Origin of the sequence: Ensifer sp. SL37, from assembly GCF_026672675.1 — a bacterium.
GTDB lineage: Bacteria > Pseudomonadota > Alphaproteobacteria > Rhizobiales > Rhizobiaceae > Ensifer > Ensifer adhaerens.
Map to the genome: position 1 here is coordinate 1,547,643 of NZ_JAPPRN010000007.1, position 19,439 is coordinate 1,567,081.

A 19,439-nucleotide genomic window follows, 5' to 3' on the forward strand; every position below is an offset into this window, starting at 1 on the left:
GGAGAATGCAGGTGGCGTAATTGCACACTAGGCTGTGAACTCATAAATGAGTGCGGGATCATGTGGGTGGGGAAAGCGGATGTTCCAGCTGGAGCCGTCAACCGCTATCATTGCACGACCTAATCATTTTCCATGACGCAGATACGTTATGGGGCACATTGGCACGACCGAACGAGAAATGGCTTGAGGTTGCGAAGGACTCCCTGCCTTGTCGCCTCTCCTTGCGAAGCTTGGATGCTTCAAACCTCGGTGATGTTGCCCGACACCTCCATTGTTCGGGTCCATCAACAGGGTGCGACGGCAAAAAGGAGGATCGAGATCATTGTCTCGGTCGATCCAGGGGCGGGCTGACAACCAAAATCCATGCTCTCGTCGACGCCAAAGGCAGGCCGATCAAGCTGATGCTCACAGCAGGTCAGATGAGCGACATCGCCAGCGCAGGGGACTTGATCAGGGAATTGCCCGAGGGTGCCATGCTGCTCGCCGACAAGGGCTACGACTCAAACGCCTTGCGGAGTGCCGTCACCGAGCGAAAGGCATGGGCCAATATCCCGCCCAAAGCCAACCGCAAGGACCAGATCTGCTTCAGCCCGCCCTTTCCTCTACAAGGCGCGTAACCAAATCGAACGCTTCTTCAACAAGGTCAAGCAATTCCGTCGCATCGCAACCCGATACGACAAGCTGGCAGAAAACTACCTTGCTGCTCTCAAACTCGTCGCAGTCCGCATCTGGCTACGAAGTAATGAGTCTACGTCCAAACCTTTTGAGCACTCCTTTTGAGGCTTCGTCGAAGCCCGATATGGCGCGCACTCCGCTCCTTTTATGCGAGGTGTCGGTGCGCATTAGGCCCAAACTCGCAATCCAAGATCTTGGCCTCCAAGATCTCGCCTTCACACGAAGGGTCTTCGAAACGGCTTGCGCCAAAACGCAACATTCCACGTACCAGCAGGCCCGCTGACCTACTTGTAAACTTCATCGCGATGAGTATCGGTTTGGGAATACGGATGAAACCTCCCTACCAGAACGCTATCTGGTTCGGTACCGCCGGGTTCCGCCTGCTGCTGAGGGCAGCTCACCCAAGTTGCGGCAAACGCGACAGGGAAAAGGTCGGGCGGGCCTGCGCAAACCTGGCGTTATCAAAAGCGAAGCGAGACAGGCTCTCGATTCCGCCATCGGGCTTCAGTCCCATATGGCCGCGTAAAAGTCTCAGGCTGGTGGTCCTCCGCCGCCGAGGGAACATTCCGCATCGGCAACCGTTCTCGAATACCGATGATCGATTCCCGCAACGGATCAAAGGCAGGGCTTCCATCGATAGTTTTAAGAATGGAGTCCTATTGTGTAGCACGGTTCGTATACCACGCGCGCTCTAAGACCCCGTCCAAAGGGACGGGGTCATTTCTTTTGGCGCGCAGGTACTATTTCAAGATGCGAGCGTTCTCACTTTGTCTTGATACCGTTTCCCGATAGAGGGTTAGGCGCAGGGCTCCCACAAATGTCCCCAGTGAAGTCTCTCGACAAGATCCCCTAGCCTCGTCGCGCCCCGACGGGGCCATTCCTTTTCATGTCCCCAAGATTTCGCGGAAGCAGTTTGCTTCGTTTAGACACGACGGTCGCAGCATCTCGTTGTTCAACCGGAGGAACTAAAGCTCGCCCCTAAACGGCGCCCAAAACACTCAGGATAGTACCCTAGCCCTGCAGGCTGCGAGTCGTCCGACGGAACCTTTCCCCTCACCAAAGATTACATAACATATAGCTAAATTAGTGAGGTCGAAATGAACACGATACATAGACTTCTGATAAGCACCGGTCTGACCGTGGTGTCGGCAGGTTTCTTATCCATAGCCGTCCCGGCGCAAGGGCAAATCGCCGAGCGCTCCATTTTCCCGGGTCAGTGTGGCCCGATTGGAGACGCAAACAAGATCAATGGAGCCGGAGGAGCACAATGTGAGCGATTGCCGGCGACAAACGCAATCGCCCCGACAACAACGAATGGGAAAACGGATCGGACCGGCACCAGTCCGGGCGGTAACACCAACCCGGGTACTCCTGTTAGCGGCGGTGATCCCGGCACCGGCAGTGGCGGTGATCCTGGCACCGGCAGCGGCGGCGATCCTGGCACCGGCGGCGGCGGTGATCCCGGCACCGGCAGCGGCGGTGATCCTGGCACCGGCGGCGGCGGTGATCCTGGCACCGGCAGCGGCGGTGATCCTGGCACCGGCAGCGGCGGTGATCCTGGCACCGGCAGCGGCGGCGATCCTGGCACCGGCAGTGGCGGCGATCCTGGCACCGGCGGCGGCGGTGATCCTGGCACCGGCAGTGGCGGCGATCCTGGCACCGGCAGTGGCGGCGATCCCGGCACCGGCAGTGGCGGCGATCCTGGCACCGGCAGCGGCGGTGATCCTGGCACCGGCAGCGGCGGTGATCCCGGCACTGGTTCGACGGGTGATTGAATAACAATCAAAACCCCGCCCCCCCGCGGGCCGCACTTGCCCGCCCTCTGGAGGCGCTGCCTTTTACCGTGCCTACCACTCCAAAAACTATGCGCCTGATGGCCTTAGCGAAACTGCCATCGCCGCAACAGAGACAGGAACCGATTAAGGTCGGGAAGCAGAAGCCCAATTCGGGCTGGACTCTTCAACGCAGGAATTGCTGAGCCGAACGGAGATCGCGCCACCTGAGGTGGGGAGTTGGTGGCCGATCGGCCTATAGAGCTAGTCAGCATTCGCGCCCATCGTGTCCTTGACGAGGCAGAATTGAAGGTGGGAAGCCACCTTTTTCGTCGGCCGAGGTTACAAGGTCTGCTTCTGATCCCTCGTTGACACCGGAGCCTTGTGGGCTCGTCAGTCGCCTTTCGGGGCCAGCTTTTTCGCGATCAAATGACATGGAAACCCTCCGTATGCGGAACCCGCCCCACCCAGGCCCGTTGTACTGGAAAGGAGTATCGCTATGGCAACCAAAGACACCAATGCAAAGCCTGAGCAGGCGAAGCCGGAAGACGTCCATCACCCCGCCGATCGCAAAAAGCACCGCGACGAGGAATCGATCGCGCCGCCAACCGTTCAAGGTCCTGACGCCAAGGATACGAGTGAAAAACCGGAAGTGAACCCTGTCACTGGTGTAGCGACCTAAGCTCAGGCCTCTTCTACTTGTCTTGCGCGACCGTTCTGACATCTTTGTCGTTGCTGTTATGCCGACGACCGCCCTCGGCCCGTTAACGGCTCGACCCTGTTTCCTAGAGCGCCACGTGACCCGTCAAGAATGACGAGGGCTTTGCGAGAGCATTTTGTCGCAAATGCCGACAATGTTGATGCTCGGGGTCGTTCTCGTTGCCTGGGCACGGTCGTCTGTGTCCTTTCCCCTTCTCAACGCGTCCGCGTGAACCGTCAGGCGGTCAGCACAACCTTGATGCAACCATCCCTCTTATCGCGGAAGGTCTCGTAGAGACCGGGACCATCCTCAAGCGTCGCACGGTGCGTGATGATAAAGCCGGGGTCGATTTCGCCCTCTTCGATCCGGTGAAGCAGCTCGAGCGAATAGCGATTGACGTGCGTCTGCCCCGTCCGGATGGTCAGCCCCTTGTTCATCGCCGCGCCGAACGGAATTTTGTCTAGAACGCCCCCGTAGACGCCAGGCACGGAGACGATTCCGCCCGGCCGACACGCCATAATCGCGGCGCGCAGCACGTGGGGTCGGTCGGTTCCCATCAGTGTCGCTGCTTTAACTTTGTCAACGATGGCGTCGAACGAGGCGGTGGCATGAGACTCGGCGCCAACTGCGTCGATGCACTTCTCCGCGCCATGCCCGCCAGTCATTTCCTTGATATAATCGGGAATCGTGCAGTCGATTTCATCGAAATTGATGATTTCGGCGCCAGCCGACTGCGCCAGAGCGAGCCGCTCCGATACATTATCGATGGCAATGACGCGGGCGGCGCCCTGCATGAATGCGCTTTTAATGCAAAACTGGCCGACCGGGCCACACATCCCCACACCGCGACAATGTCGCTGGCTTCGATCTCGCAATTCGCAGCTGCCATCCAACCGGTTGGAAAGATGTCGCCGAGAAAGAGAGCCTGCTCATCGGTCATTCCGCCCGGAATGATGATAGGCGAAACATCGGCATAGGGGACGCGGACGTACTCGGCCTGACCGCCGGCGTAAGCGCCGGTTAGATGAGAATAGCCGAACAGACCCGCTGTCGGATAGCCGAATGCCTTCGCCGCGTTCTCGGGGGTACGATTGCTGCGCTCGCATAGAGACCAGTTGCCTTTGAGACATTGCGGACATTCGCCACAGCAAATCGTAAAGGGCACGACGACCCGATCACCAACTTTGAGCTTCTTGTTGTCGCACCCGACTTCGACGACCTCGCCCATGAACTCGTGACCCAAGATGTCGCCCTTTTCCATGAATGGGATGTATCCGTCCATGCAGAGCGATAGTGAAAATCGCGGCGCGCGCCTACACGTCGATCAGCGATGCCGAGGCAACCATTGCCCCGGCAAAAAGGACGTCGAGGAAGAGGTAGAATGTAAAGCTTAGCTAAAGGACCCTCAGGAAAGCGTTTCGAGGTCATCCCGTTGTCGTCCACCAAGGGCGGCCGCGGCACTCGCTATGAATGCTCCGATGATGAGAGATAAGGCGCCGACAAGGGCAAATGTCGCAGCCGCCTTTCGGGCAGCGTCAGCAGCTTTCTGAGCGGCGACCTTGGCCTCTTCGATCCGCGCAAGTACCGTATCGACCCGGGTTGTCGCATCGGCCTGCGATAACCCGGTACGTGCCGCGACCAACTGGGCCAGATACGTCTTGTCCTCCGGCGACATTTCGCCAGCCGCAGCGCTCGCGACCAAAATTCGGGAAGCTTGCGCTGCCGCGGCTCCATCGCCCTCGGCGCCCGGCGCCGTCAGGCGAGCGGGATCGGTTGGACGGAAAAGGGAGTCGACAAAATAAGACGGCATCCCGTTCGAATCGCCCACCTCAGGACCGCTCGTTGCGCCCGCTGACGCCCCAAGGGCCGCGCCTGACGCGACTGAGGAAACTGCCTTCACCCCCGTTCCGACCGCAGCGGAGGTTGCGGAGCCGAGGACGAACACGACAAGCATCGTTGCTAGCGCCCAGGCCAGAAAACCATGCGCTGTATCACGGAAAAAGGTTTCGTCGGTATGAAGCCCGACCCATTTGGTGCGCAAGCGCCCGGTCAGATAGCCGCCCAGGCCCGACGAGAGCCATTGGACGATCACCAGCCAGATGGCGCTTGAGACCGCGAAAGTGGTGGCGCTGGCGGATTCCCCAGACCACGGTGATATCAATGTAAGGCCAAGGCCTGAGCCAACGAGCATGAGAATGAGCGTCAATGTAGAGGCCGCGAAGGCACCTGCAATGATCGGCGCCCAGCTGACGGCTGGAACGGATGATTCGGCCGGTGTTGAAACATCGGCAAGCACTGACGGTGCCATGGCAGCCTCCTATCGCATGAAAAGCATCAACAGAATAATGATCGGTATCGGGACACCAAGTAGCCAGAGTAGAATACCGCGACCCATCGACGTACCTCCTTAAGCTAAACGCGGCCCAACCGCTGCTAACCATGAAACCAGATCGTGATTGTTCTGGAGCGGTTACGGTTGAAGAGCGCCATCACCCAAACATTGCCGCATGAAAAGGTTCCATGCCCGTCGGCAAAAAGGGTGATGAGATGCATCGGTTGCGTGCAGTCTCCAACGGCAGGGGCGTTGTGGTCGTCCGGTCGTGTGCCGTCGCAATGCGCCACCGACCGTCCGACGCCGATGCGAAATGAAAAACCAACTATGAGCGCGGCTTTTCGTTGAGGTGGTCGACTCGGCCGCCCGCTTGGACGCCGTCGGGTTTGCCGCAACTTCACCAAGTGCCGTCAACTTCTGATCGGTGGCGATCTCCTCCTGGAGATTAGCGTCGAGGAGCGGGACGGCCGCATCGAGGCCAAGCTGGGCGGCCCACGATTTGAGCGTCCCATAGCGGGCAATTTCATAGTGTTCGACGGCTTGGGCCGACGAAATGAGGCCGGCATCAAGTGCGGCCGTGCCCTTGTATTCTTCCATGATTTCTTCGCCTTCGGCGATGAGCCCTTGGATGGCTTCGCAGGTCTTGCCGCGGGCAGATTTGCCAATCAGTTCGAACACCTGCTCGAGACGCTCGATCTGTCCTTCAGTCTCATCACGATGCTGCAGGAAACCAGCTTTGCCCTCTTCCGAATGGGCGGCGCGGGCCATTTTAGGAAGGGCCTTCACGATTTGCTTTTCGGCAAAGTAGATATCTTTCAGCGTGTCAAGGAAGAGGTCGTTCAATGTCTTCTCAGGCATTTTAGGGTCCGATCATTTTATTGAGAGAGACCTACCCAACCATCGAGCAGGAAGCACGTTCCGTGGGTCAGGAAATAATCACGGGCTGTTGACACTGCCGGCAACGGCACCTCTGTTGCCGCTAGCGCGCGCCACGGTCCGCTCCTAGCCGTCGCTCAACGAGCCATCCCGCATTCCCCCCAGATGCCGTCAACGTTGACGGCTAACGCAGCGAGTCGACTTTGCGGCAGCTTGACAATGAAAGTATCAATGTCGCGTCCGAAGTTCGACTATGCTTTGTCGCCGTCGATACCCTTATCGATCCCGCCGGCCTCTTCGAGTTCGGAGCGCTCCATGTTTATGCGTGCAAGGGAAATCTGCAGCAGGTCCGGGCCAGTGCTCATCGCCCCCCTCCCTGCTGTCGAAGGTTCATCGTTCCCTGAGTAGATTGCCGCGCTGCGTTGTCCGGTTCCGCGGCTTCTTCTTCATCGATGACCCTTTGATAGCAATCCTCGATATCCTGGGCGATGCCGTCGGACCATCTGTGCCGCCGTCAGTTTCAATGATCTCAGCCAGTGAGTTCATTACAACGCGACCAAGGTGTTGCAGGGCATCGCGATGATGATCGGCGCCTCCGCCCGTGAACGCCTGGCGCGCATCGTCGATCGCCTGACGCACGGCTTGAAATGATCCGTCAGTATGCAGCTTCGTGTTCACAGCACCGCCTCCTTAACGCCCGGCTTGGTGCAACAGATGAATCTTTCGCCCGAGCCCAGGAGGTGGGGCGGACGTCTTCCACGACCAAGGTCCTTCTCCCCGCGAAATCGGTCAGAAATTCTGTGCGGGCTGGGCTACCGCGGAATTGCGAGCCCGCGCAGGGGATCGGAACACCGTTATCAGGGCTACCAAGGCGGGTGCGCCGCATGGTTCGGCAAACCGCGAGCGCGGCGGCGAGTGAGCGTAGCGCTGCCACTCCACCTGTCGATGAACGACGCGGAAACATTCGACGATGAAAACAGCCAGAGTAGCTGCCATCGCGATGGTCGGCGCAGCAGCGGAACCTGGTTTTTCTCGAGCGCTGTCGTGAACGGACTGTCAGCGCTAGGACATCCAAAAGTAAATATCCGCCGGCCCATTTACCTGTCTATGCTCCTGTCTTGGAATGAGGGTCGGAGACCGTCTTCGATTCAGGGGACCCACGAAACCGCAGAAAAATCGATAGGACGACGAGAACTGCAGTCGATAAGAATTCCGATTGCCAATTCTGGAAAGACTCAAACCACAACCTCGCACTGAAGAATTGTTCGCCAATCGAAGGTGCTTGCTGCCCATGCAGCATGGCCTCAACCGCCTGCGCAGACGCGCTCTCCCTCACGTGCATTAGAAAGCTGAGTACGAAGAGGAGAAACAATGTCCAACCGAGCGAATAGGAGTAGAGAGAGCTTGCCATGCCGCCCATTCTTACGGGCAGCGGTGCTTCGGCGTTGTCTTGGTCGTCCGCAGGGTTGCTATTCTGGGATGACGGCTCGTCGGGATCTTTTGACTCTGCTGAGCCGCGTTGGAACAGGAACGCCGTAAGCACCACATAGGCACTCATCTGCAAAAACTCGGACTCCCAATTCTCGAACAAGGCGGAGAGGAAATGACCGCTTATAAGGTAAGCTGGCAGCGTTACCACTTGCCCTCCGTGTTCGGCCAATTCGTCGTTATAGACGTGGAGTCCGGTAAAGAGCATGCCCACCACCGTGCCCAACGAGGCCAGCAGCAATACGATCGTCAGGCCGTTGTCGCGCAGTATTTTCATTCAGATCTCCACAATTAGCTAGGGATCAGACCATGCCCGCAGTCACGCCTGCCGGTGGGTTTCTCCTTTCGTGCCATTAACGAAGGCCGCTCACACATGGCGGGACGTGCGCCTCGTTGTGAGCCAAGGCCTCAGGTTGGAAACTCTTGGAAGAGGAGTACCCCTGCCACCTCGATCTTAACGCTGCGGCCCCCCTTGCTGGCCACCCTGGTCGTTGCCTTGGTCACCCTGGCGACTCTGCTGGCCGCCGCCCTGCGGAGCAGCTTGGTTGCGTTGATCCTGCCATTGGATACTCCTTTGTAGGTGTGGCCTTCCAAACCCGGGCACCCCCAATCGGTTCCTCAAACACAATGTTATTTTCCAGAGAGCGTCGACAGAGAAGACAGCAAGCGCCTAGCCCTACAAGCGCGGCAACGTCGCCCTTCGGGGCCTCAACACCCCGTCCGCACGTGGCATGAGGAACTTTTCTCGCCGTTCGCGACTGGATGCCCAAAACAATAACTTAGGAGGCACGTCGTTGGATTTCGAAGCAATAGGGCGCTCGCGCTTACTGATACAATTGCCCACGTATCGTCCCCAGATCGAGCTTTTGCGCGTTCCCGGAGCTGAAAGATCTCCTGCGCGCGTACGGATTTGCGGCTCATCAGCGCGATCAGGTGCGGGCAGTTGAAGGCCGGAATTCCAGTCATGTGGCCGAACTCGCCTCCGATTGCGGCGGATCGAGGTCGATGTCACCCGATTGCTTAAGAACGTGGTCACGACACGCTAGGCGCCATCCCTCCGGTTCTGAGGTTGAAGCGACTGCGCGGCAGCCCGTGTATCGATATGACAGTAGGAGAACATCACATGCCAAATTTCTACTTCAGGACAACTGATCAGGAAGGGTTCAGCGCCGAAGATCGGGCGTTCGAATTCGCAGATGAACAGGCGGCGATCAAAGAGGCAAAGGTCACCCTGGCGGAGATGGCGGCTGACGGCCTTCCGCAGGACCCAATTTCTATGATCAGCATCCAAGTTCTCGATCAGCATCATGCCCTGCTGGTGGAGCTGAGATTGGTACTCGAAGTCATTCCGAGCACAACTAAGGTGACTGCTGCAGATCGATAGATCGCCTCAAGCGTATGCAGTGGAACTATCGAAGCAACAAATGATAGGCCGGGCGACCCAACTGCATCTGAGACCGTCCGGCCTCTTTTACCGCACCCGCAACACTTGCTCGCACAGATCGTTTCGGATGGCAGTGGCGGCAACGCCCGCCTGCCCCATTGCGCGACTGATTTGGTCCAACCCCTGTACAACGTCGCCCGCCGCGTACAAGCCGCTCACCGTCGTCCTTTGATGGGCATCGACGGACACGCATCCTTCACGTGATAGCCGAGCGCCCAGTCGCGATGCTAAATCCGACCGCACGTCCGAGCCCAACGCTGGATAGACCGAAGCAAAGAAGAGACGATGGTCTGGTGTGTTTATGACGAGAAGATCGCCCGCGATTTCGATGGAACTCACGGGACCGCGCTCCAGCTTGACGCCGATCTCCTGAAGTTCAGAAATCTGCGTCTCATTCAAATGAGGCTTATCCTCGCACGAGATAATGGTAAGGTGGCGCGTATAGCTTCTCAAGAAAATCGCCTCTTGGAAGGCTCTCGTCCCAACCCCTATAACGCCTACGGTTTTATCCGTAACCTCGAACCCATCGCAAACCGGACAGTACCGCAGAAGCCCCCGGGCTAGCGCGTCATCATGAACGGCCGCCGGCATCTGCGGTCGCCGATTGATGACCCCGGTCGCCAGAAGCACCGTTTTCGCCCTCCAATGACCAATCGGGGACATCGCCTCGATCAGCGAACCTCTCTTGCGCAGCTCCGTAATCTGACAATACCTCACATAGGCCCCGTATCGCTCCGCTTGCGTTCGCATACGAGCCAACAACTCTTCGCCACTCACACCGTTTGGGAAGCCCGCATGATTGTGGGACACGGGAATACTGGCGGCGCGGCTTGCTTGATCGTCGAACACCAAAACGGAGAGGTGGTAGCGTGCCAAATATATAGCAGCGGTAAAGCCCGCTGGCCCACCGCCAACGACGATGCAGTCATAAATTCGTCCATTCGAGGACTGGTTCATGGGCAGATCTCAGCAGGAATTGCGGCCTAATAGGGTTCAACTGTCTAAGAGGGCAACGGTTCCCTCTGAGCGCCAATGCACCCTCTATGGCTTGGTGCGCGATCCTCTTTTCCGGCGGGGCCTTGCTGATTTATGGGTGAAACGCACGCCTCACGTAATGATGCGCGTCCCCGAAGCTAGCGAGCTACCCGCTTCTCTCTTCCGATAAAAACCCTGAATTTCTACTGAAAGTTTGATCGCTAATACGCGCCGAACGGCGTGAGAACGGGGCGTGTACAAAAGTGGATTTCTAATCCCTACGGGTTAATGAACATTCGACCCTCTTTTCTGTTATAATCTCGCAGCGGTTGAGAGCCAAGCATCCAGCGCTTCTTACGCGCAGAACAGTTCGAGAACGTCGCTCTTATAGACGAGCCCCATTTTTCCCCGCAGTTTCTAGGGTCCGCCGGGTCAGCCGAAAACGCGGAGCGGGGCGGCAAACAGACCACGTTGCCAATAAAAAAGGCCGGGCAAAACCCGACCTTCTACACACGCCTCAGCGGCACTGCCAGTACATCCGTGGTCAGTGGCCAGAAGCGAATTTTTTAGGCAGCTGCAAGGTTGTCAGCTGCGTTCTTGCCAGAGCGTGCGTCCCGAACGATGTCAAAGGTGACCTTTTGGCCCTCGACAAGCGAACGCAGACCGGCTCGTTCGACAGCAGATGCGTGAACGAATACGTCCGTCCCGCCGTTCTCGAGTTCGATAAAGCCGAAGCCCTTAGCGCTATTGAAAAACTTTACGGTTCCAGTGTTCATGACAATTCCTTTCAAAATCATGATTGAAGACCCCGACCGACATTGTGACAGCCAAGGCAGATAGATCGATTTTGAGAGGGAAGGTCGGCTTGAACGCGAAAGGCGAGAAAACAAAGCTCAACAAGCAAATATCGATGCCTGTGTATTTATAGACCGAATGTGTCGCTAGCAAGTCGATGGGGACTTTATCCTCGCATCGCGCACAGGCAGTCACTTATTCGAGCGGCGCACGAACCACCTCCCATCGACGCCGCGGTCTGGCATTTGCTGCATGATGCGCTCGGCAGATCGCTAGCGGAAGAAGTTCCTGCCGAGTGTCAGCCTCGACTTTGATGAAGAAACGCGCCATTTCGTGTAGTCGGCGACAGCCGGCGCTTCGCGCCCCAGCCGTCGTGTAGGCCCCAGACCGACGGGTATGGGAGGTGAAGCTTGATCATGCTGGCACCTTGACCGAAAGATCGGAACAATCCCAACGCGAGATCAGTTGCCCTCCTAAACAGGAGTCCATCATGATGCCTACCGAACCGATCCCGAGGCCGCCCCAACCTGATTTCCCGCCGGACATGCCCCCGGACGTGCCACAGCCACCGATCGAGGAACCGGAGCCCGACATCCTTCCTGACGAAGTTCCCAACCCGAACCCGGATGAGAACGACACGCCGCCGAAGCTCAACGTCTGACGGCGGGGGAGCAAGCATAAAGAAAAGGAACAGCCGTGGTCGAGAGCTGGAACAAGTGCGTGATCATCGAACTTCCCGAGCTCGACGGGGCGCAGATAGTCTGGACACCGAACAAGGCCACGGTCCTGCTTGGTGAAAACTGGCCTGCCGCCTCGGGCGTCGCTTACTTCGACGCCGTTGATAAAATGCAGGGACGCGATGGTTGGTGCCTACCCATGGGAACAAGCCCGAGTAGCGTTCGTCGCGGCGGTCGCCGAGGCCAAGGTTACAAGATTGCGCTGAATTGACTCTCGTCATGCTGCCCACCCGCTCTTCCAGGGAGTCCACAGACCGATTGCTCCGGTCACCGGCGAGGGACCACCGCCAGCTTTTGCAGCTTCACGCCATTATCGGCCCTGGTCATGCTGTTCTTGATGCGGAAGATCTGAGTTCGCGCTCGGCGAGTTCGTCCGTGAGGAGTGCAATCTCGTTCACGCGGTCCGCCTCTCAAAAAATATCATCGAAAAAACACGGAACCTCCTGTGCACAATTTGCATTCATAGCCCCGGTGAGACAGGAATTCGAAATGCTTGCTGCGACCTGGGATAGAACCCTTATAATTTTGCTTCCGGGAATGTCCCGTGCGATAGAGATTAAAGACGCTCGAAACGCCATGTTCGTCCTGGCCGAGAGATGGCCGGTGACCTACGGCCCGGCCTTTCAGCGCGCCCTCGCCTTCTGCGCTCGCGCAACCGAAGGAAAATGCTCTCCAACGCGGGCTAGACTGGCTCTCCTTGCCGCAGCTCGTGAGGCCAAAGTGGCTGTTGTTGAACAACACGATCATTTCGGGGGAGTCGGTCATCGGCGCGTCCTCCAGACTTCCTGCGGGTCGGTGCCTTCCGCTGCCATCTGCTCAAACGCAGCGGCCTGACGTGCCTCATGCTCTGCCAATCCACTCTTCCGTCAAACCATCAATGGGTGCGTATTTTTGGGCGAGTGCTCGCGAGCCCGGCCAGCATACGTTGGCCATGTGCGCGTTAGCTCGACCCTCCCTTGTCGCATTCGGTAGCCTGCCCAGGCAGAAACGCTCGAGCCCTTGGAATCGAGCATTCTAAGCATTGGACGTCTTCACTTGTCCCGCGAAAACACCCTTATTGCCCCGCAACAGATCGGCCCTAACAGCTGTCAGTAGACTAATCGCGTTCGTATCGTTCCAGGAATTGCGCGTAGAGCCTGAAGAATTTCGTCGGCATTTTCGGAAATGCCATCGGCCTCGACCACCACATAGCCCGTGTCGCCAAGCGTCTGAAGAAACTCAGCGACGATGTTCAGCCCGCGCGACGAGAAGATCTCGTTGAGTTGGATGAGCATGCCGGGGCGGTTTTCATGCACGTGAATGAAACGCGTGCCGTTCGGGCGCTCGGGCAGTTGCACTTGCGGAAAGTTCACGGCACCCATTGTTGAGCCGATGTCGGAATACTCGACCAGCTTCCTTGAAACTTCTCCGCCGATGCGTTCTTGGGCTTCCTCAGTGGAGCCGCCGATATGCGGCGTCAGAATGACGTTGCTCAAACCTTGCAACGGCGTCTCAAAACGCTCCTTGTTCGATGCCGGCTCCTTAGGGAACACGTCCACCGCGGCACCCGCCAGATGCCCGTCGTTAAGGACTTTCGCAAGCGCATCGAGATCGACCACCGTCCCGCGAGAGTTGTTAATGAAGATGGCGCCCTTCTTCATGCGGCGCAATTCGGTTTCAGTGATCATGTTATGCGTCGAGGGTGTTTCGGGAACGTGCATTGTCACATAATCAGAGATCTCGAGAAGGTCGCCGAGCGAGGCCATCGACTCCGAATTGCCCCGGCGCAGCCGATCGGAAAGATCGAAGTAGCGCACGACCATGCCCATGCTTTCGGCAAGCGCGCTGAGTTGCGATCCGATATTGCCGTAGCCGACTATTCCGAGTGTTTTGCCGCGGACCTCCCGGCTGCCGACAGCGGACTTCTCCCACCCACCTTGATGCGCCGAAGCCGAGCGCGGAAAGATCTGCCGTGTCAGCATAATAATTTCGCCGATCACAAGCTCGGCCACCGATCGCGTGTTTGAATAAGGTGCATTGAACACCGGAATGCCGCGCCGCCGCGCAGCATCCAGATCGACTTGGTTCGTACCGACGGAAAAACAGCCGACGGCGATCAATTTCTTGGCGGATTCGAAAATCTCGTCCGTCAACTGCGTGCGGGAACGAATGCCGATGATATGAGCGTCGGCGATGTGGCGCTTAAGATCCTGGTCGTCGAGCGCCTTCGGTAAATGAACGAGGTTGGTGTAGCCGGACGAAGAAAAGTAGTCCACAGCGGTCTGGCTAATACCTTCTAGGAGAAGCACGGAAATTCGCTCGCGTGGGAGAGAAAGTTGGCGGGTCATAAATGTTGCTCCGATGTCCGGAAGGCCGAAGTGGCTTCAGCGTCTTTGAAGATTTAAGCGGCCGGACAGGCAAATATCAACACACTGATACGGCAAAAAAACTCAAGGTACTGCGGCGCTTGCTAAGGCGTGCACCGGTGAAGGACCGGGGTTCCGTAGCATCGACCGACGGGCGCTCACGCCCCAGTCGGTCCATCTGATCCTGAAATGCCGGTGCAAGCAGGCCTGCCCTCGACCCCACGTTGTTCTCGGCTCACGGAATGAGATCGGGTATATTACTGAGGCTGCCCGCCCCGGCATGCCCCTCCCCGAAGCGATCCGGCCCATTGCGAGCAATTGCAGGCACTGTGTCTCTCGTCGCGAGAGTTTGCGAATACGGCTGAGCCTTCGAAAACCGACCGCCTCAAACACAGTTTCATGGAGATGGCTTGCAAGGACCTACATTTCGTGAATGAAAGAAGTTCGCAATGTGTCCATTGCTGTCTGGGAAGGCGCCAAGTCACGGAAAAAGGCTGCGTTCGCCATTTGGCCCACCAATGGGAATGGTCAAGCCATAAGAACCTATGCCATGGGTGCGGACGGATCTGACCGGTGCTCGAAAAAGACCAGTCCACGGGCAGGAGCCCCCACCGGATAATGTCGAGGACAGGATCTACATCAAAGTAGCCCGGTTCGAGATAGGTCGTAACCCAGGCCTCTGGATAGGTGGTGCAATAATACGGGTACGAATGAGAAGCTCCTCCGGCTCAGACAAGAAGCGTCATGTGAGACACGCCGTATCGCCCGCAAAGCTTACTCAAAGCGGGCGAGAGGTGTCCTGATACTTCGCAGCCCGTAGCGTCCTCAACGACAGGGACAGTATGCGATGGTCGACCCTCAGACGAGCGCTTCGAAATTCGGACATGACGTCCCCCGCCTTGGCACCGGGGTTAGATCCTAACGGCAGAATATCGCAGCTCGAATTGTAGGAATCGACAGTGTGCGACGCGCGAAACACCGTTCGCGGGGTTGGGCGCAACACACAGCAATAGGGAACTTCCTTCAGGCAATTAGAATTTCGAGAAGCCTATGTGCCCTTTTTATCCAAAGTCTCGGCCGACAGGGACCAACCGTTCCGGTAGCAGTACCCCGCTCCGTCAGGGGATGACACAATTAATCGGCTATCGCGAAGGTCTCACCCATCGTGGGATCTGTAGGGAACTGAAATAATTCGCGTATTCTCAAACCATAAAAACGCATTAGCAAACAACCTGTTAATGGGATAACGCGGAATACGAAACTGCAACATTTGCTGGGTGTGCGACACCCTGGCTGGCTTCCCCGTCGCAGACTAACCGCATGCCGCGCTCGATGGCCTCTCGAAGAAAGTGCAGAGGATCTTGAAATCGGTGCGAGCAGTGCATTCTGGCTGCGGCAGGAAACAATATCGATCGGCGGACATGGCACGCGAAGTATTTCCAGCCTTTCGCTAGCTCACCGCGACCAAGGCCGGTCCTATGCGAGGAACATTTCGCAAGGCTCTCTGTTCGGTCTGCTCACAGTCACAGCGGCTGCGGCGGTGCCCGGCTAGAATCCTGGTCGCACGTTTATGGAGAACACTTGGAAGCAACGCTGCTCATTGGCTATCTCGCCTCAATTTGCTCAGTGGATAGCTTCGTTCCGCAGGCATGGAAGGTCGTAAAAACAGGCGATACCTCGGCGCTCTCTGCCCGGATGTACGTTCTCACCGTTACCGGTTTTGCGCTGTGGACTGTCTTTGGTGTCCTCAAAGGAGAGTGGCCGATAATTATCGCCAATGCGATTTGCTTTTGCCTTTCAGCATTCATCATTTTGCGGAAGCTTGGAGGCTGCGAGCGCGGGAATAGAAGAGATGACCGCAAGGTTTGAAGCGATTCATACCGTCGTATATCGGAGACTCGGCGCATTCGCGGGATGGCCCGCGAATTACGGCGTGTGGGCGTGGGGAGACGAAATTGTCTGCGTCTTCGCCACAGGCCGTCTAGGGAGGGAAAGCGAAAACCTTCATCTCGAAGATCAGCATCACGCGTTCACTCCGGTTCAGGCGAGAAGCCTCGATGGCGGCCTGACTTGGCAGGCAGAACCATTCTGTGGGAGCGTACCGGGTGCGCGCAGTCTTTCCGCGGACGAACATGTCACGAAGGACTTGGAAGCAGGACCCAATGTGGACCCGGCGTTTGATCTCATTACTCTCCCCACCCCGATCGACTTTGCCGATGGCGAGCAAGTCGTCATGGCAGCCCGCACCGGGATATCGGGGCGATCAGTGAGCTGGTTTTACGTCAGCAAGGACCGTGCTCGCTCGTGGAATGGGCCTTTTAGGTTCGAAGGGTTGAAGTCTCACGAAGAGGCGCTCTCTGCGCGTACCGACATCATAACGCTGGGCCGACACGACGCTTTGTTTATGCTCACCGCGCCGAAAGCCGATGGGACAGAAGGTCGTATCCTTTGCGCCCGCACGCAGGACGGAGGATTGAGTTTTTCCTCGGAAGGATTCGTCTGGGATGAACAGACGGGGTATGCCATCATGCCGTCGTCGACGCGCCTCGCAGACGGCACGATTTACACAGTCGTTCGTCGTAGGGCCCATGATCGGTTCTGGCTGGAGGCATATCGGTCAGCGGATCTGGGGCGGACTTGGTCCTGTGTCGGTACGCCTGTCCGGAATACGGGGATCATGGGCAATCCGCCTGCGCTTGTCGCTCTGCCCGACGAAAGATTGGTGCTGCTCTACGGTTTTCGAGATCCACCCTTCGGACTAAGCGCTGTCGTCAGCCGCGATAGGGGCGGAACATGGTCCGAACCGGCGGTTCTCCGCGATGATGGTGACGATGCGGACCTAGGTTATCCATGCGCCTTGGTTAGACAGGACGGCAAGATTATTGTTGTATACTACTTCAACGATCGAGATGGCCCGGAGCGCTTCATCGCAGCTTCTATCCTAGAAGCACCAACCTTAAGTTGAGCATCAATCCATTTAGGCACCCGTCGGACTGGCAGGAATTCAGACGAAGGTCGCACACGTCGTGCGACTTTGTGACATTACCGCATCGGCCCGATCAGGACACGTCGTGCTTGGCTTTGCTGAAAGGGAGGTCCAGCCACAGCGAAATCGAAACGAAAAGGAAATCCCCATGCGATATTTTGTCAGGATGGCCCTTGCGGTAGGCCTCCGGGAACTTTCGAGCCGAATCTAGCTTTAGGGCTGGGAAGGCTGGAGGTGAACCATGGCGAACTTCAACAACATTCCCGTCGCAGATTTCGCCTACCGACTTGAGGCGATGACAAAGGACGAAGTCTTTTCGGTCATGACTGATCTGGAGGCTGCGAGTGAACGTGTCGAAGGCGCGGAACGCGACGAGGTGTTGGCGCGCATTGTAATAACCGAAGAAGAAATTGAAAAGCGATTTCCGGGTCAGTTGCTCGCGCCATATCGCGAGTGGAAGAGACGCAACCGGTGAGATGGATGCACGGGTAAGGAGCGCCTGACAAGGAGTTGGGACACACAGCCAGGCGATGACGGCGCTCTTCCAGCCCGCGTGGATCGATGAAACCTGGCTCGCAATCATCAATACCGGGTGTGATCGCTTTGCATAAGAGGCCTCTCAACTTCGCAAACCTTTCCCGAGCGTGGCCCGAGGAACCTATTGGCTTGGCAGCCGTTGATTCGCGGAAAGGAAGGTGACATGAACCAGATTATCTATCTCGTCGGCCTCGTCGTTGTTGTGATCGCAATTCTAGCCTTTTTCGGGATCGGTTAGATTGATTCACAGGGACCCCAGGTGCGAGCCAATGACTTCACGAAACGTCGTCTGGCCATTGTCTCGGCAAGAATGCTCCGCTGACGGATCAGCGATTCTGGTGCCCTGCCTTCCGTAGCTCTGCGACTTTGCGATCCAGATCCACTTTGTACGGTCCGAATTTTGCAAAGAGTTCGCGCGCGGCCAGGGGTTGGAGCCCATGCTGCGCGATAAACTCATTCAGGTCGTAACGCGCATTACAGCCACGCACTACCTTGCTGTATTCCTCTTTGGTGTCTTCGTAGCGCCTGGCAAGACTTTCAAACTTAGGATGGCTATAGGACGGTTCGCATCCGTCGAAGCACCAACTCGAGTGCCACCGAATTGGTTCCAGTGCCTGCTTGCCTCCTCAACAGCCAGCACTGCGCGATCGGGCTGTTTGTGATAGCCGCTGCTCAAGACCAAAGCCACCTGCTTGGCGCGAAAGTTCTCGGCGCAAACGGCAAAGCGTTGGACGCCCTGCTTGCGGCATTGCAGCCATATGTGGGCGGACCTGCCAACCTGGCCAAGGAACTGGCGCCGAACTTCCTCATTTCGCCGGAGCTTCTCCATGCGGCGGGCCTCGCGGAAACGGCAGGCAGCAGCCGCTACGACATACGCCTTGCCGATGACGGTGCCCTTATTGTTGAACTCGCAGCCCGTCCCCCTACACAGGGATCGCTGAACACCATCTCCTGGCCGGCCCGTGACCTGAGCCCGATCGCCAAGGCTGGCCAACCAGCGGGTTGGCGCCATGTGCTTGATGACATGCCCCCGGCCTATCTCTCCCAGCCCGATCGCAACTATTGGCATTCCTATCCCAGGCCAGACCTTCTCTATGTTCAGATCAACCGCGTCGTTGATCAGCCGCCGATCGCGCTATCGCAATACCTTGCCGACGTGCTCGTTGAAGCGGCTGAAAAGCCCGTTCGCAACGCCATCGTCGATCTCAGGTTCAATATCGGTGGCAACTACATGCTTTCCGCAGATTTCGCCCGACGTTTGCCCGACCTTTTGCCATCGACGGGGCAGCTGTTCATCCTGACCACCGCCAACACGTTCTCCGCCGGCATCAGCACCGCCGCGTGGCTGAAGTATTATGGCGGTCCGCGGGTGACAATCGTCGGAGAGAACATGGCGATCGCATGCAATTCTGGGCCGAAGGGGGCGTTGCCAGCCTCCCCAATTCCAAGCTTGCGATCCAGTACACCACCGGATTTCACGATTGGGAGAATGGCTGCAGCTTGTCGCAGATCAAGACGTGCTTTCTCCTGAACTACCTTTATGATGTGTCAGCCGGCAGCCTGATCCGAATATCGTTGCCCAGCCGACCTTTGCGGATTACCTGGCGGGTCAGGATCGGGTCATGGCGATCGTCTTGGAGGCTCTCGCGACCGGTCGGCCCTCCGGTTGAAGACGCAACGATGGACCCAATCGCCCCGCAAATGCTGCCAACGGATGACCAAACAAGAGTAGAACTCTGCGTTACCCTCGCTGAGGCCATCGTTTGTGCCAAGAACA

Annotated in this window: 17 protein-coding genes and 5 pseudogenes; 13 read left to right on the forward strand and 9 right to left on the reverse strand. The window is 57.5% G+C overall.

The window, feature by feature from the left end:
• Nucleotides 1-62: 62 nt before the first annotated feature.
• The 4 genes and pseudogenes from OVA00_RS40245 to OVA00_RS39570 all read left to right on the forward strand — a co-directional run.
• Nucleotides 63-663 (forward strand): annotated as a pseudogene (locus tag OVA00_RS40245) (IS5 family transposase); the annotation flags it as partial.
• A complete protein-coding gene (locus OVA00_RS40250) occupies nt 661-780 on the forward strand; it encodes a hypothetical protein (RefSeq protein WP_442780611.1) in 120 nt (39 codons plus the stop codon). The pseudogene OVA00_RS40245 and the gene OVA00_RS40250, both read left to right, overlap by 3 nt.
• Before the next feature lie 1,296 nt (nt 781-2,076).
• Nucleotides 2,077-2,454 (forward strand): hypothetical protein, encoded by a 378-nt coding sequence (locus OVA00_RS39565; RefSeq protein ID WP_268091108.1) that lies wholly within the window; start codon nt 2,077-2,079, stop codon nt 2,452-2,454.
• 492 nt (nt 2,455-2,946) lie between these two features.
• Nucleotides 2,947-3,129, forward strand: coding sequence for a hypothetical protein (locus OVA00_RS39570; protein WP_029742934.1), 183 nt, complete (start codon nt 2,947-2,949; stop codon nt 3,127-3,129).
• A gap of 254 nt (nt 3,130-3,383) precedes the next feature.
• Here OVA00_RS39570 and OVA00_RS39575 read toward each other — a convergent pair.
• From OVA00_RS39575 to OVA00_RS39595, 5 genes and pseudogenes are all read right to left on the reverse strand, one after another.
• A pseudogene (locus OVA00_RS39575) lies at nt 3,384-4,393 on the reverse strand (zinc-dependent alcohol dehydrogenase); the annotation flags it as partial.
• A gap of 159 nt (nt 4,394-4,552) precedes the next feature.
• Nucleotides 4,553-5,455, reverse strand: coding sequence for a hypothetical protein (locus OVA00_RS39580; protein WP_029742935.1), 903 nt, complete (start codon nt 5,453-5,455; stop codon nt 4,553-4,555).
• Between the two features lie 384 nt (nt 5,456-5,839).
• Nucleotides 5,840-6,337 (reverse strand): annotated as a pseudogene (locus tag OVA00_RS39585) (YciE/YciF ferroxidase family protein); the annotation flags it as partial.
• 408 nt (nt 6,338-6,745) lie between these two features.
• Nucleotides 6,746-7,033: a hypothetical protein gene (locus OVA00_RS39590; RefSeq protein ID WP_268091109.1), complete on the reverse strand. Its 288-nt coding sequence runs from the start codon at nt 7,031-7,033 to the stop codon at nt 6,746-6,748.
• 427 nt (nt 7,034-7,460) lie between these two features.
• Entirely contained in the window at nt 7,461-8,120 is a 660-nt protein-coding gene (locus OVA00_RS39595) for a DUF6766 family protein (protein WP_268091110.1), read from the reverse strand.
• Between the two features lie 846 nt (nt 8,121-8,966).
• Here OVA00_RS39595 and OVA00_RS39600 point away from each other — a divergent pair.
• Nucleotides 8,967-9,227, forward strand: coding sequence for a DUF6894 family protein (locus OVA00_RS39600; RefSeq protein WP_034800021.1), 261 nt, complete (start codon nt 8,967-8,969; stop codon nt 9,225-9,227).
• Nucleotides 9,228-9,314: 87 nt separating this feature from the next.
• Here the strand turns inward: OVA00_RS39600 and OVA00_RS39605 are convergent, their stop codons facing one another.
• Together OVA00_RS39605 and OVA00_RS39610 are read right to left on the reverse strand one after the other, a co-directional pair.
• Nucleotides 9,315-10,244, reverse strand: coding sequence for an NAD(P)/FAD-dependent oxidoreductase (locus OVA00_RS39605; protein WP_268091111.1), 930 nt, complete (start codon nt 10,242-10,244; stop codon nt 9,315-9,317).
• A 584-nt stretch (nt 10,245-10,828) separates the two neighbouring features.
• Nucleotides 10,829-11,038 (reverse strand): cold-shock protein, encoded by a 210-nt coding sequence (locus OVA00_RS39610; protein WP_029742828.1) that lies wholly within the window; start codon nt 11,036-11,038, stop codon nt 10,829-10,831.
• Nucleotides 11,039-11,547: 509 nt separating this feature from the next.
• Between OVA00_RS39610 and OVA00_RS39615 the strand changes: the two genes are divergently transcribed.
• From OVA00_RS39615 to OVA00_RS40260, 3 genes are all read left to right on the forward strand, one after another.
• On the forward strand, nt 11,548-11,718 hold the full coding sequence (locus tag OVA00_RS39615) for a hypothetical protein (protein WP_089046309.1): 171 nt from the start codon (nt 11,548-11,550) through the stop codon (nt 11,716-11,718).
• Between the two features lie 59 nt (nt 11,719-11,777).
• On the forward strand, nt 11,778-12,005 hold the full coding sequence (locus OVA00_RS40255; protein ID WP_442780599.1) for a DUF982 domain-containing protein: 228 nt from the start codon (nt 11,778-11,780) through the stop codon (nt 12,003-12,005).
• Between the two features lie 278 nt (nt 12,006-12,283).
• Nucleotides 12,284-12,628, forward strand: a complete 345-nt coding sequence (locus tag OVA00_RS40260; protein WP_442780612.1) for a DUF982 domain-containing protein — start codon at nt 12,284-12,286, stop codon at nt 12,626-12,628.
• Nucleotides 12,629-12,882: 254 nt separating this feature from the next.
• On the opposite strand, the gene serA is transcribed toward OVA00_RS40260, so the two are convergent.
• The gene (serA, locus tag OVA00_RS39630) at nt 12,883-14,121 is read right to left on the reverse strand and encodes a phosphoglycerate dehydrogenase (RefSeq protein ID WP_268091112.1); all 1,239 of its coding nucleotides are present in this window, start codon (nt 14,119-14,121) and stop codon (nt 12,883-12,885) included.
• A 118-nt stretch (nt 14,122-14,239) separates the two neighbouring features.
• Between serA and OVA00_RS39635 the strand changes: the two are divergent.
• Nucleotides 14,240-14,443 (forward strand): annotated as a pseudogene (locus tag OVA00_RS39635) (integrase); the annotation flags it as partial.
• Here OVA00_RS39635 and OVA00_RS40265 read toward each other — a convergent pair.
• Nucleotides 14,397-14,786 (reverse strand): annotated as a pseudogene (locus tag OVA00_RS40265) (hypothetical protein); the annotation flags it as partial. The pseudogenes OVA00_RS39635 and OVA00_RS40265 overlap by 47 nt on opposite strands.
• A 934-nt stretch (nt 14,787-15,720) precedes the next feature.
• Here OVA00_RS40265 and OVA00_RS39640 point away from each other — a divergent pair.
• The 4 genes from OVA00_RS39640 (at nt 15,721) to OVA00_RS39655 (ending at nt 19,193) form a co-directional block, all read left to right on the forward strand.
• Entirely contained in the window at nt 15,721-16,008 is a 288-nt protein-coding gene (locus OVA00_RS39640; protein WP_268091113.1) for a SemiSWEET family sugar transporter, read from the forward strand.
• Nucleotides 15,992-17,104, forward strand: coding sequence for an exo-alpha-sialidase (locus OVA00_RS39645; RefSeq protein ID WP_113188986.1), 1,113 nt, complete (start codon nt 15,992-15,994; stop codon nt 17,102-17,104). The genes OVA00_RS39640 and OVA00_RS39645 overlap by 17 nt, the downstream gene beginning before the upstream one ends.
• A 262-nt stretch (nt 17,105-17,366) precedes the next feature.
• Complete coding sequence (locus OVA00_RS39650) at nt 17,367-17,600, forward strand: hypothetical protein (protein WP_029742822.1); 234 nt, start codon at nt 17,367-17,369, stop codon at nt 17,598-17,600.
• A gap of 663 nt (nt 17,601-18,263) precedes the next feature.
• The gene (locus OVA00_RS39655) at nt 18,264-19,193 is read left to right on the forward strand and encodes a hypothetical protein (RefSeq protein ID WP_268091114.1); all 930 of its coding nucleotides are present in this window, start codon (nt 18,264-18,266) and stop codon (nt 19,191-19,193) included.
• Nucleotides 19,194-19,439: the final 246 nt, after the last annotated feature.